Source organism: Novosphingobium rhizosphaerae (assembly GCF_050920675.1).
In the GTDB taxonomy this organism is placed as follows: domain Bacteria; phylum Pseudomonadota; class Alphaproteobacteria; order Sphingomonadales; family Sphingomonadaceae; genus Novosphingobium; species Novosphingobium rhizosphaerae.
Map to the genome: position 1 here is coordinate 1,043,265 of NZ_CP137861.1, position 15,108 is coordinate 1,058,372.

General features: G+C 65.9%; 15 protein-coding genes. 4 read left to right on the plus strand and 11 right to left on the minus strand.

Annotated features, from left to right (window positions below):
• Positions 1-11: 11 nt before the first annotated feature.
• The 3 genes from R9J51_RS04785 to R9J51_RS04795 all read right to left on the minus strand — a co-directional run bounded on the left by R9J51_RS04785 (position 12) and on the right by R9J51_RS04795 (position 2,216).
• Complete coding sequence (locus R9J51_RS04785) at positions 12-1,259, minus strand: AI-2E family transporter (RefSeq protein WP_348981796.1); 1,248 nt, start codon at positions 1,257-1,259, stop codon at positions 12-14.
• A gap of 164 nt (positions 1,260-1,423) precedes the next feature.
• Positions 1,424-2,065 (minus strand): sigma-70 family RNA polymerase sigma factor, encoded by a 642-nt coding sequence (locus tag R9J51_RS04790; RefSeq protein WP_246866073.1) that lies wholly within the window; start codon positions 2,063-2,065, stop codon positions 1,424-1,426.
• The gene (locus R9J51_RS04795; RefSeq protein ID WP_246866074.1) at positions 2,058-2,216 is read right to left on the minus strand and encodes a NepR family anti-sigma factor; all 159 of its coding nucleotides are present in this window, start codon (positions 2,214-2,216) and stop codon (positions 2,058-2,060) included. The genes R9J51_RS04790 and R9J51_RS04795 overlap by 8 nt, the downstream gene beginning before the upstream one ends.
• A gap of 468 nt (positions 2,217-2,684) precedes the next feature.
• Here R9J51_RS04795 and R9J51_RS04800 point away from each other — a divergent pair, with 468 nt between their 5' ends.
• Complete coding sequence (locus R9J51_RS04800) at positions 2,685-4,316, plus strand: CHASE domain-containing protein (RefSeq protein WP_432787849.1); 1,632 nt, start codon at positions 2,685-2,687, stop codon at positions 4,314-4,316.
• Positions 4,317-4,429: 113 nt separating this feature from the next.
• Here the strand turns inward: R9J51_RS04800 and R9J51_RS04805 are convergent, their stop codons facing one another.
• Both R9J51_RS04805 and R9J51_RS04810 read right to left on the minus strand, forming a co-directional pair.
• Complete coding sequence (locus R9J51_RS04805; RefSeq protein WP_168555946.1) at positions 4,430-5,230, minus strand: response regulator; 801 nt, start codon at positions 5,228-5,230, stop codon at positions 4,430-4,432.
• 90 nt (positions 5,231-5,320) lie between these two features.
• The gene (locus R9J51_RS04810; RefSeq protein ID WP_168555947.1) at positions 5,321-5,674 is read right to left on the minus strand and encodes a response regulator; all 354 of its coding nucleotides are present in this window, start codon (positions 5,672-5,674) and stop codon (positions 5,321-5,323) included.
• Between the two features lie 166 nt (positions 5,675-5,840).
• On the opposite strand from R9J51_RS04810, the gene R9J51_RS04815 reads away from it, so the two are divergent.
• The gene (locus R9J51_RS04815; RefSeq protein WP_179506002.1) at positions 5,841-6,641 is read left to right on the plus strand and encodes a Crp/Fnr family transcriptional regulator; all 801 of its coding nucleotides are present in this window, start codon (positions 5,841-5,843) and stop codon (positions 6,639-6,641) included.
• 247 nt (positions 6,642-6,888) lie between these two features.
• Here R9J51_RS04815 and R9J51_RS04820 read toward each other — a convergent pair whose 3' ends face one another.
• Together R9J51_RS04820 and R9J51_RS04825 are read right to left on the minus strand one after the other, a co-directional pair.
• The gene (locus R9J51_RS04820) at positions 6,889-7,335 is read right to left on the minus strand and encodes a response regulator (RefSeq protein ID WP_179506003.1); all 447 of its coding nucleotides are present in this window, start codon (positions 7,333-7,335) and stop codon (positions 6,889-6,891) included.
• 179 nt (positions 7,336-7,514) lie between these two features.
• Positions 7,515-8,672 (minus strand): GNAT family N-acetyltransferase, encoded by a 1,158-nt coding sequence (locus tag R9J51_RS04825; protein WP_168556111.1) that lies wholly within the window; start codon positions 8,670-8,672, stop codon positions 7,515-7,517.
• Positions 8,673-8,830: 158 nt separating this feature from the next.
• Here R9J51_RS04825 and R9J51_RS04830 point away from each other — a divergent pair, with 158 nt between their 5' ends.
• Positions 8,831-9,955, plus strand: a complete 1,125-nt coding sequence (locus tag R9J51_RS04830; protein WP_179506004.1) for a fatty acid desaturase — start codon at positions 8,831-8,833, stop codon at positions 9,953-9,955.
• A 53-nt stretch (positions 9,956-10,008) separates the two neighbouring features.
• On the opposite strand, the gene lptG is transcribed toward R9J51_RS04830, so the two are convergent.
• Positions 10,009-11,109: an LPS export ABC transporter permease LptG gene (gene lptG / locus R9J51_RS04835; RefSeq protein ID WP_168555951.1), complete on the minus strand. Its 1,101-nt coding sequence runs from the start codon at positions 11,107-11,109 to the stop codon at positions 10,009-10,011.
• Positions 11,099-12,340, minus strand: a complete 1,242-nt coding sequence (gene lptF, locus R9J51_RS04840) for an LPS export ABC transporter permease LptF (RefSeq protein ID WP_168555952.1) — start codon at positions 12,338-12,340, stop codon at positions 11,099-11,101. The genes lptG and lptF overlap by 11 nt, the downstream gene beginning before the upstream one ends.
• Before the next feature lie 455 nt (positions 12,341-12,795).
• On the opposite strand from lptF, the gene R9J51_RS04845 reads away from it, so the two are divergent.
• Positions 12,796-13,236: a hypothetical protein gene (locus R9J51_RS04845; protein WP_168555953.1), complete on the plus strand. Its 441-nt coding sequence runs from the start codon at positions 12,796-12,798 to the stop codon at positions 13,234-13,236.
• A 76-nt stretch (positions 13,237-13,312) separates the two neighbouring features.
• On the opposite strand, the gene clpS is transcribed toward R9J51_RS04845, so the two are convergent.
• Both clpS and phaP read right to left on the minus strand, forming a co-directional pair.
• Positions 13,313-13,639, minus strand: coding sequence for an ATP-dependent Clp protease adapter ClpS (gene clpS, locus R9J51_RS04850; RefSeq protein ID WP_168555954.1), 327 nt, complete (start codon positions 13,637-13,639; stop codon positions 13,313-13,315).
• 400 nt (positions 13,640-14,039) lie between these two features.
• The gene (gene phaP, locus R9J51_RS04855) at positions 14,040-15,044 is read right to left on the minus strand and encodes a TIGR01841 family phasin (RefSeq protein WP_179506006.1); all 1,005 of its coding nucleotides are present in this window, start codon (positions 15,042-15,044) and stop codon (positions 14,040-14,042) included.
• Positions 15,045-15,108: the final 64 nt, after the last annotated feature.

Below are 15,108 nucleotides of genomic sequence, written 5' to 3' on the forward strand. Positions count from 1 at the left end.
CCTTTTTTGTGTCACACCGCGTGCGCGGTGCGCGGACGGGCCGGCATGCCGTCTTCATCGGGCAACAGGCCGGGTTCCTCGGGATCGTGCAATTCGTCCTGCGCGATCAGCCCAGGCTGGAACAGCGGCTCGCCAAACAGGAAGCCGACCAGGTTGGGCCGACCCAGGTGATCGACCAGGGCCGTGAGCGTTAGCAAGATCGGCACTGAAAGTAGTGCGCCGAGGGCCCCCCAGATCCACGAGAAATAGCTGATCGACACCAGGATCGACACGGGGTTGAGCGTAAGCCGCGCACCCAGGATCGAAGGCGTCACGAAATTGGCCTCAACCGCATGGAGGCCGAGGAAAGCCAGCGCCGGCAGGAGCCCAAGGGCCACCGTGCTGGCCGTGCCCACGCCCACCAGGACCAGCAGCGCGGTCATCGCCAGCGGCCCGACATAAGGCAGGAAATTGAGCACGAAGGCGAGGCCACCCCACATGATCGGGGCGGCAAAGCCAAAGGCCCAGGCGCCACCGGCCACGATCGCGCCCACGCCCAGGTTGATCTGGGCAACGGTGAGAATGTACGAAGCGACGCGATCCTGCACCGCGCGGATCACCCGGGCGATCCGCACCGACGCGCCAAAGCTGTGGCGGTCGAACAGCAGGCGCCGCTTGGTGCGGATGCGCGATTCGATCATGAAGAACGTCAGCAGGAAGGTCAGCAGCACCTCGATCAGCACGCTGGGCGTGGCGAACGCCACCTGCTCGATCACCGAAGGCGAAGCCACCACCACTTCGCGCGTGGTGGCATTGCCGGTCAGGCGGCCGATCTGGCGGTTGATATCGTTGAGCCACGCCAGGTTGCTGCGCAATTCGGCAAAGCGCAGGCTGACCCGGCGCGCCATCGCCGGCACCTGGTCCACCATGTCATAGGCCGGCTGCAGGATGAGCGAGAGCGCCGCTACCACCACCGCGATGAGCAGGATCAGCGCGAGGAACGAGGCGAGCATGTTGGGCAGGCCAAGCCGCACCAGCCGGTCTGCCGCCGGCGCCAGCACGATGGTGAGCACCACCGCCGTGACCGGCGGCAGGAACACCACCGATCCGATCGACAGCACGAACGGCAGGGCAAAGAACAGGCCCAGGCCCAAGAGCAGCAGGATGGCCGATTGCAGGCGCGCCTGCTGCGTTTGCACGCCAGAGGCAGCCTCCTGCGTTTCGATGCGTTCGGCATCGGTTCGCGGGGGAGAGGTCAGTTCGGAATCGTTTCGCGACACGGGCACGGCCTGGGGGATGGCGGTGATTCGCCGGGTCCGGTCTTGGGCTTGCCCCCTGGCGCAATCAAGGGGCAGGCGGCCGTGCGGGCACGCTTTGCGGCACGACTGGTGCACCCGTGCACGGGCGCGATCCAGGCGACAGGGTCAGCGGGCCAAGGCGGGGCTTACCCGCCCGATTGCACGGTCGTATCCAGCTCGTGCATGATCGCATCATGCGCGACCGCGTCATCCGTGCTGCGGCGCGGCAGTTGCCCCGTGTCGATCATCTGGGCCAGTGCGGCGCGGGCGCGGCCGACGCGGCTTTTGATCGTGCCCACGGCGCATTGGCAGATCTGGGCCGCTTCCTCGTAGGAAAAGCCGCCCGCCCCGACCAGCAACAGCGCTTCGCGCCGCTCTGGCGGAAGGGTGAGCAGGGCGCGGTGCATGTCGGACAAGTGCAGCGGGCTTTCCTGGCCGGCCGGCGCAACCAGCACGCGTTCCGCCACGGTTTCATCGTATTCCGCGCGAAACCGGTTGCGGCGCATGTCGGTCAGATAGGCGTTGCGCAGAATGACGAACGTCCAGGCGCGCATCGAAGTGCCCGGTTCGAACCGTTCCTGCGCGGCCCATGCCTTGAGCAGGGTTTCCTGCACGAGATCGTCGGCCAGATCGGGGCGGCCGCAAAGGCCGCGGGCAAACGCGCGCAGATGCGGGATCACCCCGGTCAGTTCGCGCTTGAAGGCCACGGCGTTGTGCGCGGCGGTGTTTGGGGTGGCGGCAGCGGTATCGCCCTTGGAATCTGCCGGGGGGCGCGGGGCCTCAGCCATTTGCGTCGCCGTCCAGCTTGTCGAGCAACTGCGCGAAGCTGTCGGGCAAAGGTTCCTCCACGACGGAATCGTAGAGGCGGCGCAAACCGTCGGCCCATTCGGGCGATTTGGCCCGCGCGCTGTTGCGCCGCCGGGTCCCCAGGGTTTTCATAGGTTTATCTTTCGACATTCGCTTTCGGCTTCGCCTCCCCCCATGGGTCGTCGCAAGAATTGAACCACTGACACCATTGCCGGTGGCACAGCCATGCATACACCATGGGGCCGCCAGAATCACAGGTGCCCGGTGTCTTGGGTAATTGCGCAAGTGGAACGAAACCGTGCACAATCGGTTCCCGCGAAATCGCCGTTCCCGTGTCTCATTTGGCCACATCGCCCGGCTGCCACTGCCATGGCGGCGTGATGATGGGATACAAACCGTGCGCAAAGCGACGGAATGCCCCGGCGACGCGGGCACAGGTGCTTGCGCCGTGCGTTGCATCAGGCATGATCGCGCGGCATCGGTAGGGCCGGGTTGCGTTGGAATGGCAAGATAAAGGGATCGCAAGCGCACGTGGAGAAACTGTTCTCCCAAAAGAACCTGGCGCCAAGATGGTATGAGCGGTTCCCGCGGGCTTTGCCCGTGGGCATCTTCACCTTGACGATGGCTGTCACCGTGTTGAGCGTGTTCGCCATCGAACGCGCCGACCGCCAGCGCGAGATCGCCCAGCTCGACAAGATCGCCCAGGAAGTGTCCTCCGGCCTGGAGCGGCGCGCCAACGGCAATGCTGCTTATCTTCGCTCGGCCGCCGCGCTGTTTACCACGCGCCGCTCGGTGGATGCATCGTTGTTTCGCTCGTTCGTCGGGCGGCTGCAGATGGAAGGCGCGGATAGCGGCGTCAACGGCATCGGCTGGGGCATGCGGGTGGCGCGCGAGGATGTGCCGATGGTTGAGCGGGTGATGCGCGATGGCAGCACCCATCGCGACGGTACGGGCGAAAAGGCCTTGCCCTTCGTGGTGCAGCCGGCCGGATATGCCGCGCGCGGCTATGCCGTGCCGGTGATGTACCTGGTCCCCGAAACGCCGCGCAACCGCCATTCGATCGGGTTCGACATGGCCAGCGACCCGGTGCGCCGTGCAGCGATGGACCGCGCCGAACTGGTGGAGCGGCCGATCGTTTCGGGCAAGCTGCAATTGGTGCTGGCAGGCCACGCCGGCGGCCCGGCCGGGTTCGTCATGTACATGCCGGTGTTCGGCGCCAGCCGCGACGATGGCAGCCGCACCTTGCGCGGGTTCGTGTTCACGCCGTTTGCGGCCAGCGATTTCCTGCATGCCTCGATGCCGGCCGATCCCGACGCCCCGCTGGGCGTGCGTCTTTACGATGGCGCGGAGAATCCGGCGCGGCTCCTGGCCGAGCAGCAGCCCGAGATTCATTCCGGCCGCATGGTGCGGCGCTGGGTGGATGTTGCCGGGCGGCGCTGGCTGCTGGTGGTGGAAGCGCCCCCGGCGATGATGCTCAGCATGCTGTCGGTGATGACCTTGCTGTTCGGCCTGCTCGTGGCCACGCTGCTGCTGGTCCTGGCGCGGCTGGTCAGCCAGCAGGTGGCAGAGGATCGCCTGTCGCTCGCCTGGTTCGAACAGCAATCCTCGATCCGCGATTCCTTGACGCGCGAGCTTAACCACCGGGTCAAGAACACGCTGGCCAATGTGCTGTCGATCATCGCGCTGACCCGCCGCCGCGCCCGCGATCTCGACAGTTTCGTGGAAAGCCTGGAAGGCCGCATCCGCGCGCTGTCGGCCACGCACGACCTGCTGACCCAGTCGGACTGGGGCGCCACGCCGGTCGACCTGGTGATCCGCACCGAACTGGCCCCTTATGCGCAAGGGGCCGATCGCCATGTCGATATTGCCGGGCCCGATGTGCAGCTCGCGCCCAACGACGCGCTGTCGCTGGGCCTTGCCGTGCACGAACTGGCCACCAACGCTGCCAAGTATGGCGCGCTCAGCGTGGCTGGCGGGCGCGTGGACGTGCGCTGGGAACTGGCCAGCGAAAGCACCGCGCGCATCTTCTGGGCCGAGCATGGCGGGCCGCCGATCGAGCCGAAGACGCCGCGCAAGCGCGGCTTCGGCACCGACCTGATCGAGAAGATCGTGGCCCATGAACTGCGCAACCCGGTGGACTTGCGCTTTGAAGCCGATGGCGTGCGCTGTACCCTGGTGATCCCGGTGCGCCAGCGTGGTTCTTTTGCCATCCGTGAGGGGCGGCAGGGCTGACGGGCTGCCAACCGCGCCGCGTTACGCCGGTGCGATCCAGCGAGAACGCCAGGCAACGAAAAAGGCCGGACCCAGTGGGGCCCGGCCTTTCACGAGGGAATGGTTGGTTGGCTTCAGGCCAGCGGGCGGCTCGATCCGAAGAACAGCGCCTGGCTGATCGCGGCACGCACGGTCGCTTCCTGAAACGGCTTGGTGATGAGATAGGTCGGCTCGGGCCGGTCACCCGTCAGCAGGCGCTCGGGATAGGCGGTGATGAAGATCACCGGCACATCGACCAGCTTGAGAATGTCATCCACCGCATCAAGGCCGGAGGAGCCATCGGCGAGCTGGATATCGGCCAGCACCAGGCCCGGCGTTTCGCGCGTGGCGATCTCGCGCGCCTGGGTGCGGGTGGCGGCCATGCCGCACACGTCGTGGCCAAGCGAGCGGACGAGATCTTCCAACTGCATCGAGATCAGCGGCTCGTCTTCGATGATGAGCACGCTGGTGGCCGATTCGCGGTCGATTTCCTCGATCGCTTCCTGGACCAGCGCTTCCACGTCGGACGGGGTGCGGTCGAGAATCTCGGCCACTTCGGGCACGGAGAAATCTTCCAGCGTGATCAGCAGCAGCGCCTGGCGATTGGCCGGCGTGATATGCGCCAGCCGCTCTTGCGCGGCGGTTTCGTGAAGGCCCAGCCCGCCACTGCCCGAATGATCGACAGTGTCGACGAAAGCGCTCGACCAGACCTTGTTGAATGCACGATAGAGCGCCACGCGGCCTTCGCCGATGGCGTTGCGCAGGCTGGCGTCGGCAAGGGCCGCTTCCAGCGTGGCCCGCACAAAAGCGTCGCCGGTCTGCTGGCTGCCGGTCAGTGCCCGGGCATAGCGGCGCAGATAGGGAAGATTGGTAGCTACTTTGGCGCCCAGCGACATTTAAACCCCTTCCTGGATACGCGATGCACCCCTAAATGCCCTAGCGCAGTTTCGGTTCCCGGGCCAGTCGCGGCTTTTTCTTGGCCTGTCTCATCCCGCCGCGGCGATGCCGTCGGCCCAGTCGGCCAACTGCCACACGCCGGTCGGTTTGGGGAAACGCGGCATCTTGGCCAGGCTGGCCGGGATGATCCCCGAATCCGCGCCCGAGATCAGCGCGACGGCGCAGCCCTGTTCGGCCAGGCGCAAAGCGAGCGTGGTGGAATCACCATCGGGCAGGCGCAGGTCAAGCAGCGCGATCCGTGGCAGCCCTTGCGCAACCAATGCTTCGGCTTCGGCCAGATCCACCGCGCTTGCCACGCTATGGCCCCGGGCGGCCAACTCGTCTTCTATTTCCATGGCGACCAATACGTTGTCTTCGAGTACCAGCACATAATCGGCAGTCATCGGGATCGTGCTCCATCGCACCTTGGCACGATCGGCCAAGCAGCCGCGCCGCCTAGCCGGGAACCGGGAACCCGTTTGTGTCATTTGACATAGCCGAACCCCCGCCACTGCCCGATGATCAGGCGCAGCGGCCGGGGGATCGTGGCCAGCGCAGGAGCAAGACAGCGTGTTCAGAAGTGGCAGCAGCGCCGGCAGCGGGGGCCAGAGCGGGGCCGATCAGCGTCCATCCAACCAACCTTGCCGCACTTGCCCGCTGCGCGATCGACCGGGCCTGGTTGCGCCCGATGCCACGCAGCGCGAATGGATCGAGCGGCAGCGCGCCGGTGAGCGCGCGATTGCGCGCGGCGAAGAGGTGTTGCGCCAGGGCGCGCCGGGCGATCGCATGTTCACCGTGCTCGATGGCGTGCTGATGCGGTATCGCCTGCTCGAAGACGGCCGCCGCCAGGTCGTCAACGTGATGTTTCCCGGTGATCTGGTCGGGCTGCAGGCCGCATTCGATGGCGAGATCAGCCACGGCGTCACCGCCTTGACCGACGTGCGGCTATGCGTGTTTCCGCGGGATCGGTTCATGGACCTGGTCACGGCGCATCCGCGTTTTGCCTATGACGTGATCTGGCTGTGCGCGCGCGAGGAAGATGCGCTGGAGCAGCATCTGGTGGCGCTGGGCCAACGCCCTGCGCGCGAGCGGGTGGCCTACCTGGCGCTGTGGCTGGTGGAACGCGGCCTGCAAACCGGCTTGGTGCCCGAAGTGGATGGGGCCGCGATTTTGCCCGTGACGATCACCCAAGGCCAGGTGGCCGACATGCTCGGCCTGTCACTGGTGCACACCAACCGCACGATGCAGGCCCTGCGCAAGGCGGGCCAGGTCGATTGGAGCAGTGCGGGTATTCGCGTGCCCGATCTTGCCAGCGTGCGCGCGCTGGTTGGTTTCGATCCTCACGGTTTGCCGAAAAGACCTTATATTTAAATTGCTTGGGTAAAGGGGCACGGCGGGTTCCGGCCGAACTGTAAAAAGATGCAAAATTTTTCGGAGCGGTTGGGAACTGATTTCCGGGTGGCCCGTTAAAGGCATGTCACCGCCGAGACCCCCCCTCCCGTCCAAGCGGCTGGTGATACGATCCCGAAGGCCTCCGCCAATCCCCGGCGGAGGCCTTTTTCGTTGTGGCGGGAAAGGGCGATGCGTTGCCCTCGTGGCCGAGGCGACGGCGCGCGTTCTACAGCGAGAGGGCGTTGCGCAGGCGGCCGAGCAGGCCGGGGTGCCGCGCATGGCGCTGCACCAGGTTGGCCAGGGCTTCCCACGGAAACGGCTTGGCCAGCACATGGCCCATTTCGGCAATGCGCGGCGGGATGCTTTCGGGCGTGCCGGTGGAAAACACGATCAGCGGCCGCGCCGGGCTGATCGCCACGGCGAGTTCGGCCAGCGCCCAGCCATCGTCGCGATCGGCCAGGTGCACGTCCAGCACCAGGATGGCCGGGCGCAGGCGTTGCATTTCGATCAGGGCATGGGCGGTGGTGTGGCAGATCGCCACTTCATCGGCGCCGGCCTGCGCCAGGGTATCGGCCATCGCCATGGCCACGATGGCCTCGTCTTCCACCACCAGGGCATTGCCCAGCCCGCCTGTTGGCACAGACGGGGCGCTGGGCGGCGCGACGTGTTTCATGGCCTGCATTCCCTTCCCGCCGGCCCGTTCACCCGGCCATGTCGGCCGGGCTTGCCGGCCAGCGCCAGCGTGGGGCAGGGCCTTGCGAACAAGGGTGCCCCGATCGGCATAACGCCCCATCGGACGCCACGTTCCTGCGACACGCACCTTGTGCCGGCCGGGGGCAACCCCCCGGGCGATCACAGCGCGCGTTCGTAGATGGTATAGCGCTTGTTGACGTGGCTATCGATGGCGTCGGCAATCGCGATCATGCCCTGGTTGTCGTCAAGGATCCAACCGATCTCACCGCGCGAGGCACCATAGCGCTCCACCGAATTGCGGCGGATGTATTCGATCATCATGAAAGCCAGCTGGCTGGCCATGCGCGAGGATTGCAGCTTCTTGCGCACGCCCATCAGCGGCACGCGCATGGTGCGGCAGCGCGGCTTGCCCAGCCAGCGCAGCAACTTGATCCAGTTGAACGGGAACAGCTTGCCGCCCATCGGCTTCATCACTTCGTTGAGGTCGGGCAACGTCATCATGAACGCCACCGGCTCGCCCTCGTACTCGGCCACCATGATCAGGTCTTCGCGCACGATCGGCTTGAACTTCTTGCCGGCGTAGGCGATTTCGGTCTGGGTAAAGGGCACGAAGCCCCAGTTGTCGGACCAGGCGTCGTTGAGGATGTCGAGGATGATCGCCGCTTCGCTGTCAAACTTGCTCTTGTCCACGTTGCGGATGCGGATCTTGGCGTTCTTCTCGCCCGATTGCACGATGCGCTGGATCAGTGGCGGGAATTCCCTGGTGATGTCCAGCTCATAAGTCAGCAGCTGCTTGGCAGGCTGATAGGGCAGCGCTTCGATATAGTGCTGATAGCGCTCGCTCTGGTGGCCCATCATCACCGTGGGCGGATGGTCAAAGCCCAAGGTCAGCTGGCCCGGTTCTTCCCAGATCGACATCGACAGCGGCGCGAGCACGCGGGTCATGCCCTTGGCGCGCAGCCATTCCTCTGCCCGCGCGATCAGGGCGTGGGCGATCGTTTCATCTTCGGCTTCGAGCAGGCCCCAGTTGCCCGTGCCCGGCCCCATGCCCTGGATCGGGTCCATCGCCACGGCAAGATGATCGATATGGGCGGAAATGCGCCCCACAACACGCCCGTCGCGGCGCGCCAGGAACAGCTGCACGTCGGCATGTTCGAAGAACGGGTTCTTGCCGGGCGTGACCAGTTCCATCGCTTCCATGCGCAGCGGCGGCACCCAGTTGGGATCGGCTGCGTTGATGCGATAGGCCAGGTCTACAAAGGCAGCACGTTCGGCCTTGTTTGCAACGGGGGTGATGACTACTTCGCCTGCCACGATATCGCCTTTGTTTTGAGTTAACACGCGCGCTGTCCCGGATGCCTGCGGCTCTATCCGGTGACTTGTCAAGCCGGACGAACCCAGGCGCACCGGCGATCGCCCCGTCAGGCACCATTCATGCCTGATCCTACAAGGGTCTCTTGGGAACCGTTTTTGCCATGCTTGCCACCGACTATTTCGAACAGAGCGATGCCCCCGCGCCTGCCGGCGCCACCGTGGCGCCGCGCGCCGCCGGGCTAGCCGGTACGCCCGAAGACAAGGCCATGCTGCGTGCCGCCGCCGATCTTACCCGCGACATCGCGCGCGCCCGGCCGGAAATCTACTGGCCCGACATGCTCGTGTCGGCCGGTCTCGGCTATGCCGCGCTGGGCCTGGCGATTGCCACTGCCCTGCGTGGCGGCAACTGGGGCGTGGTCGTTGCCCTGGGCGTGTTCTCGGCGCTCGCGCTCTATCGCGCGCTGCTGTTCATCCACGAATTGACCCATATGCACCGCGATGCGCTGCCCGGCTTCCGCTTCGTGTGGAACCTGGTGGTGGGCATTCCCGTGCTGATGCCATCGTTCATGTACGAAGGCGTGCATGCGCTGCACCACTCGCGCATCCGCTATGGCACGGCCGAAGACCCGGAATACCTGCCGCTGGCGCTGATGAAGCCGTGGTCGCTGCCGGTCTTCACGCTCACGGCGCTGCTGCTGCCGATCGGCCTGCTGGTGCGGTCGGCGGTGCTGGTGCCGCTGGGCGTGATCGTGCCGCCCTTGCGCAAGCTGGTGTGGGAACGCGCCTCGTCGCTGTCGATCAACCCGGCCTTCGTGCGGCGCAAGCCCGAGGGCGCCTTTGCGCGCATGGTGTTCTGGCAGGAACTGGGCGCCAGTGTCTGGGCCTGGACGGTGCTGGCCTGGTCGGCCACGCATGGCTGGCTGCCCCTGGCAATCGCGCTGTGCGTGATTTCGCTGGCCGCGCTGCTCAACCAGGTGCGCACGCTGGTGGCCCACTTGTGGGAGAACGAAGGCGAGCAGATGAGCGTGACCGGGCAGTATCTCGATTCGGTCAACGTGCCGCCGCCGGGTGTGTGGGGCGCGCTGTGGGCGCCGGTGGGCCTGCGCTATCACGCGCTGCACCACCTGCTGCCCTCGATGCCCTATCATTCCCTGGGCGAATGCCACCGCCGCCTGCGCGCGCATCTGGGCCTGCAATCGACCTATGAACGGGCCAACTATCCCGGCCTGTTCCCGCTGCTGGCGCGGCTGGTGCGCTCGACGATGGGCGCGCGGCCCAAAGCCTGAATTCTTCGCATTCGTGAAAAAGCCCCGCCCGGTGATCCGGCGCGGGGCTTTTTTCATTCCTCGGTGCGGATCAGCACGGCCTCGCCGATCAGCAGGAACAGCACGAAGGGGGCCCAGGCAGCAATCAGCGGCGGGTATCCGCCAAAGCTGCCCATGGCGAGCGCGGCATTGTCCACCACGAAATAGGCAAAGCCCAGCGCCATGCCGATCACCGCGCGCATGAACAACTGGCCCGAACGCGCCAGGCCGAACGCCGCCACTGCGCCCAGCAGCGGCATGAGCATGGCCGAAAGCGGGCCGGAAATCTTATGCCACCACCGGCTTTCCAGCTCGCTGGTGCTGTGCCCTGCGGCGCGGATGGCATCGATCGAGCCCGACAGGTGCGGCAACGATTCAGCGTCGGCGTCGGCCTTGCGAATCAGGATCTGCGTGGGGGTGACGCCGGTGGCAAACACCGCGCTGCCCGTGGCCGCGGTGCGGCGCGCGCTCTGCACGTCGAACGCGGTCGGCTGGTCGAAGCGCCAGCCGGGATTGGCGAAGCTGGCGTTGGGCGCACGCACGATCTCGGTGACCATGCCGGTGGGATCGCGGCGATGCCAGGTCACGTCGGTCATGCGCATGGCATTGCCTTCGCCGGTCACCGTGCGGGCATAGAGGATATTGGGCCCATCCTGCAGCCAGACGTTGCTGCGCACCTGCGTGTCGGTGGGCAGAGGGCCGTAATGCGCGGCCTGCCAGGCCTTGAGCGTGGCGGTGGAACGGGTGACGATGCGTTCGTTGAAGCCGAAGTTGGCCACCGCGATCACCCCGGCCACCAGGAACAGCGGGGCCAGGATCTGGTGCGCGGACAGGCCGGCGGCCTTCATCGCGACCACTTCGCTGTTCTGGTTGAGCGTGATCAGCGTGATGATCGTGGCCAGCAGCACCGAATAAGGCAGGAACCGCGCCACCAGTTGCGGCGCGCGCAGGCCCACGTACGTGAGCAACTGCGCCTGGCCATTGCCGGCGTGGGCAAGAATCTCGCCGCTTTCGCCCAGCAGGTCGAGCATCTGCAGCACCATGACCAGCATCAGCAGCACGGCCACCACGCGCACGGCAAACATCTTGGCGATGTACAGCGTCATCGTGCGCGACGGGAAGAATTCAAGCTGCAAGGGTATCGTCCTGTGCTGCCGGTTCGGCTGGATTGGCACGGCCGCGCCGCGCGAACAGCTTGCGCACGCGCGACGCGATCTTGGCGAACACGGTTTCCAAGGCGCCGATCGGCTGCCCGCCGGGCACGTAGGCCAGGCGCCAGTACATCCAGATGATCAACGCGGAGAACAATGCGAACGGTCCCCACAGCGCGATCGCAGGGTCGAGCCGGCCCAGGCTGGCCACGTCCTGGCCGTATTCATTGACCTTGTGATAGGCGACGACCATCACGATCGACAGGAACACGCCGAGCGCCGAGGTCGATCGCTTGGGCGGAACGGCCAGCGCCACCGCCAGGAGTGGCAGCAGGAACATCATGACCACTTCCACCAGGCGGTAGTTGAGGCTGGCCTTGCTCTTGTTGCGCATGTCCTGGGAATAGGCCTTGTTCCAGCCGATCTTGAGCAGTTCGGGCAAGATGTATTCCCGGTCCTTGTCCCCGCGCTGGCGGAACTGGGCGATCTTGGGCAAGTCGATGGGCAGGTCGTGCGTGGCAAACGTCAGCACGCGGGGGGAGGCCAGGCTCGGCCCATCCTGCACGATCTGTCCATCGGTCAGCCGCAGGATCACCGTGTCGCGGTTTTCGCGGTTGGCAAAGAACTGCCCCTCGCGCGCGGAGATCGTCATGGTTTCGCCCTTGGGCGTTACCAGGCGGGCAAAGATGCCTTGCAGGTCGCGCCCTTCATCACGGCTGGAATCCACGCGCAGGGCGGTACGGTCCTGCAGCGCGTTGAACTCGCCCACCTTGATCGACGCACCCAGCGCGCCAGAGCCAAGCTCGTACTGCAGCTCTTCGTAGTAATAGCGGCTCAACGGCTGGATATAGCCCACGATCAGCAGGTTGAGCGCGGCGAGCGCCAGGGTGAACAGATAAGGCACGCGCAGGAGGCGGGTGTAGGACAGGCCCACGGCCCGCATCACGTCGAGTTCGGAACTGGTCGCCAGCTTGCGGAAGGCAAAGAGGATGCCCAGCATCAGCCCCAGCGGAATTGCAAGGCTTGCATATTCCGGGAACAGGTTGAGCAGCATCTTGAAGACGACCGTCACCGGTCCGCCCTCGGTGGCGACGAAGTCGAACAGCCGGAGCATCTTGTCCAGCACCAACAGGGACGCGGCCAGGACGAACACGGCCAGCATGGGCACGATCACCAGGCGGGCGATGTACCTGTCGATGGCGCTCAAGGATCTCACGTTCGGACGATCACCGTGTTGGTGGCAGGGGGCACGCCACGTCGCCCGTCGGCGCCGTGCAAGTGTCCGTGTCGGTTAGCCCGCTTCGCGGCGATGCGAAAGGTGAAAATGCCGCAGGGCCGCGCACGCAGACCTGCCGTTTTGCGAGGATAGAGTTAATAACTAAAGTTATTGCCTGTCCCCTTGTTTGGTAATAGTGCTGGCAAAATAGGATCCTGGCCAAAGCACGTGCATCCCGAAGGCAGGACTGGCCGCTGGCCAACGGGAACGTTCGTGGCGACCATGGGTTCCGCGCAAGACATCGGTGCGCGGCATGGGGCGCGTGGCCGGGTACGCATGAATGACTTGGAATGAACGCTTCCGCGCTGGACCGGGCGAACAGGAAGGCGTGATGAGCAGCACCATCATGCTGCTTGCTGCCTGCCGGGCTGGCGCCACGGACAAGGGAACAGGCAGTGAATTTCGTGACGTCTGGATCGAGTTGGTGGCAAGGCCGGCTGGCGCGGTGCAGTGCGCGTCCCGAGGAATTGACCGCGCTGGCCGATCGCTGCGAAACATTGTCTGCCGACGAACAACGCCTGGGCTTCGAGCGAATCCTGCGCACCCTGGGCGAAGTGACCCTGGCGCCCGAGGGCATGCCTGCCGATGGCGACAGCCTGTGGGTGAGCCTGCTGGCCGATTCGGGCGCCTATGAAAGCGCCGCCCTGGCGCTGATCCCCCCGACGGCGGTCTATAGCGGCGGGCGCCTGGTCGATGGCCGGTTCGTGGCGCAGGTCGTGCTGCCGAGCGGCGCTGGCGCCCACTCGCGCGAGGCCAAGTCGCTGGCCATGGCATGGCTCGCCGCCCTGCTGCGGGCCCTGGCACGGGAAATGATCGAGGAACGGCCGCTGCATTGAAGGGCGGTAACCGGCGGGGGCTTCGACAGGCTCAGCCCGAACGCGATGGCAAGCCGGTCAGCGGATCAAGGCCGGATCAGGCCTTTTCCAGCGTGCATTGCAGCGGGTGCTGGTTCTGCCGGGCAAAGTCCATCACCTGGTTCACTTTGGTTTCGGCGATCTCGTAAGGGAAAATGCCGCAGACGCCCACGCCGCGCTGGTGGACGTGGAGCATGACGCGCGTGGCCTGCTCCAGGTCCATGTGGAAAAAGCGCTTGAGCACCATCACCACGAATTCCATCGGGGTGTAATCGTCGTTGAGCATCAGCACTTTGAACATGCTGGGCTTCTTGGGCCGGGCGCGGGTGCGCGTGGCCAGGCCGATCATGTCGCCGTCGTCGGCATCGCGGTTGTCGCCCGCCATGGTCGCACCCGACGCAACGACGCAAACGGGATCGGCCACGTGGATTGCGCGCGGCAGGGGGGCGTCTGGCGCCGAAAGAAGTGCTGGTCTGTGCATCGGAGGCCTGAATATCGCATCGCAGCCGCCCCACGACAAGGGGGCGTTGGGGCAGCCCTGCCCGAAAATCGTTACCGAAACGGCAAATTGCGCCCTGTTTGCGATACGCAGCGGGCGATCACCGCCCGAATATCATGTGGTCGATGGGCATTGCATCGGCCGCGAGAGCCGGGAACGGCAAAAAGGCAGCCGCACCTTGGGGGCGCTGGCTGCCTCTTGCCACGGGTTGCGTGTCCAGGATCGCCGCTTGCCCCGGCCCGCGCGCTATGGCGAGCGGGCGGAGGAAGCGCGAATCAGGTGCCGATCAGGCGGCGACCTTGATCTTTTCAACCGCGAGGCTGACGCGGTTGGAAATCGGCTGGAACGCTTCGTTGGCCAGCTTCAGCACGGCTTCGCTGTGCTTGCTGCTGGCAGCGACGGCCGCATCGAACTGCTTGCGCACGAGGGCGGTGTGCTTTTCGAAGAACTCGGTGGGCGACTTGGCGCTGGCCAGTTCCTTGATTTCGGCGGTCAGGGTTTCGATCGCCGACTTGCCTTCGGCGGCATAGTCCTTGGTCAGTTCCTGCAGGCCCGAAGCGAGGATCTTGCTCGATTCCACGACGGCTTCGACGTTGCCCTTGGCGAATTCGCCGGCATCGCCGAACGCGGCCTGGCTCTTTTCGAAAGCGGCCTTGGCCTTTTCAGAGGCGTCCTTGAAAGCGGACTGGAACTTTTCGGAAAAATCGGTGGCGGTGGTCATGATGGAGTGTTCCTTCCTGGAAGCCGCGGCGGCGGCATGAGTCACGCGGGTCGTGAGCGGGGCCGGCACCTTCGCGTGGGGGATACCGGTTCCGGGTCTTGTCGTGACCAGAGGTTTGGCAACCGGGGGCTTGGCCGGAACCGCCTTGGCGGGGGCCTTCCCGGTCGGCAGAGGCTTGGCCACGGCGGGCCGCGCGGCGCCGGGCTTGCCCACGTTGCGGGCGAGCGGCTTGCTCGCCTTGGCGGGGGCAGGCTTGGCTACGGGCGGTACCACCGGTGCTGCGGCCACGGGCTCCTCCACCACGGGCGCGGCCACGACGGGCTCGGCCAGAGGGGCGGGTTCCGGGGCGACAGACGGCGTCGCTTCGGCCTCTGCAGGGGTCACGAGCTTGCGTGAACGACGGGCGGCCTTCTTGGCTTGCGCCTGCTCCGTCGCCTGTGCCGCGCTTCCGACCGGCTCTACCGCCGGGGTGAGGTCAGCGGCAACAGCGGGCACCGGGCCTTCCGCCTGGGGGGCGGGGCTGGATGGCGTGCTGGAAAGCGTCCCTTCGTCCGTGGTATCTTCGGCCATGGCAATACGGCTCCTGCATTGCGGCCAGGCAAGGATCCGGAAAACCAAGTGCCGCGCAATGGCG